The following is a 1,856-nucleotide window of genomic DNA, read 5'->3' as shown; positions in this document are numbered from 1 at the left end:
TGTTTAATAAAATTTATATCTTATTTTATGGAGTTTTAATATATCTACCTTAATTTAAGCTATTATTTTAATTTTTCTATTTTGAGTATATAATTCATTTTTAATATAAAAAGCTGCGATGAAATTAATTATCGCAGCTTTTTATATTATCTTGCTTTATTATTTTCCTTTACAACCACATCCATTACCATATGGATAATGTACACAACAACCATGTTGATGTTTCTCTTTACAACATATATATTTTTCTAAATTTTCATTAGCATCTTCTAATAAATCTATAATATCATTATTAATATGGTCATATTTTTCCCATAGTACATTTGACTTATTCCACAATTCTCTTACTTGCTCTTCTAATTCTAAAGCTTCTTGTTCATAGCACATTGCCTCATTTTGTATTTTTTCAGCTACACATTTTAATTTATTAGCTTCTTGTTCTTGTTGCATAGCTATCATTTTATATTTATAGCAATCGTCATGTCCTCCATGATGACATTTATCATTACAATTGTCTTCTTTTTTATATTTATCATATTTTTTATAATTATCATATTTTTCCATGTGTATCGAATTCCTTTCTTTTATAATGTAAATTATTAGATTATTACTCATAATTTATATTATGAAATTCATACATTGTTGTTACATCCCTTATATTCATTTATATTGATTTATTTTAAAAATTATTTCCTCAATCTTCTAAAGTATAACTTAGCATTAATTTCGACTCCTATAAGTATTGCCCAACTGCTTAAATAAATCCACGTCATAAGTACTATTATTCCCCCTATACTTCCATATATAATTTCATAATTTGCATAGTGATTTGAGTAATAAGAATAAGAAAGTGATACTATTATCCATCCAAATGTTGCAATAACAGCTCCTGGTATGACGTCTTTTATTTTCATTTTTTTGTTAGGTGTATATTTATATAAGCTAATAAGTATTATAATGACTGTAGATACACCAATAGTATATCTACATACATTCCAAATATTCATAAATATATTATCAAACCCTATAAATCCAAATATCAAATAACCTATTTTTTCACCATATACTAAAAATATCATAGATGAAAAAATTAATAATAGTAATATTACTGTAAAAAAAAGGCCTATACACATTACCTTTATATATGATCTTGTTTCTTTTACTTTATATGATTTGTTAGCCCCCTTTATTATGGCTCTCAAAGCTCTTGATGATGTCCATAAAGTAAGAAAAAAACTTGTTATTATAAAACTTAAACTTTTATTTTCCATTGCTGAATTAATTATAGATGCCGTTATTTCAAATGCACTTTGTGGCATCATACTTTGAAATATTTCTATATATTTATTTAAATGAAGAATAGGTATATATACTATGCTACTTATAGTAAACATTAAAAATGGAAAAAAGGATAATAGTAAATAAAAAGACATTTCAGCTGCTTTTGAGTTTATTTTAACGTAATTAGATTCTTTTATAACATTCATAATATTAAATTTGTCTATCTTTACCATAAAAACCCTCCTCCCATAATTTATTATATTTATATATATATGCATATAAATTATAAAAGGATGTAACTTTAGCTACATCCTTTTATAATTTATATTAATTTTTCTATAGTCTCATTTATATCAGCTTTTATTCCTTTAATTTTTTCATTAGAATTCTCTTCTGTTTCACCTTTTACTGCTATATAAAACTTAAGTTTTGGCTCTGTTCCTGAAGGTCTTATAGCTACCCAAGAACCATCTTCTAAGAAGTATTTTAAAACATCAGCCTTAGGAAGATTATCGATTCCCTTGCTGTAATCTTTAACATCTAATACCTTAGTATTGTTTATTGATTTTATATCA

At 24.2% G+C, this 1,856-nt stretch carries 2 protein-coding genes and 1 pseudogene; all 3 read right to left on the bottom strand.

The window, feature by feature from the left end; genetic code table 11:
* Positions 1–159: 159 nt before the first annotated feature.
* Positions 160–564: a hypothetical protein gene (locus VLM92_RS14260; protein ID WP_325276992.1), complete on the bottom strand. Its 405-nt coding sequence runs from the start codon at positions 562–564 to the stop codon at positions 160–162.
* A gap of 122 nt (positions 565–686) precedes the next feature.
* Complete coding sequence (locus VLM92_RS14255) at positions 687–1,514, bottom strand: YihY/virulence factor BrkB family protein (protein ID WP_325276991.1); 828 nt, start codon at positions 1,512–1,514, stop codon at positions 687–689.
* An 89-nt stretch (positions 1,515–1,603) separates the two neighbouring features.
* A pseudogene (locus VLM92_RS14250) lies at positions 1,604–1,856 on the bottom strand (phospho-sugar mutase); the annotation flags it as partial.

Source organism: Romboutsia sp. (assembly GCF_035470145.1).
Classification (GTDB): domain Bacteria; phylum Bacillota; class Clostridia; order Peptostreptococcales; family Peptostreptococcaceae; genus Romboutsia_D.
This window is presented reverse-complemented; position numbering and strand designations above follow the sequence as displayed.

Bases quoted from the DNA above. Each gene is read 5' to 3' on its own strand.
- VLM92_RS14260 (WP_325276992.1), bottom strand. From the start codon at position 564: ATGGAAAAATATGATAATTATAAAAAATATGATAAATATAAAAAAGAA.
- VLM92_RS14255 (WP_325276991.1), bottom strand. From the start codon at position 1,514: ATGGTAAAGATAGACAAATTTAATATTATGAATGTTATAAAAGAATCT.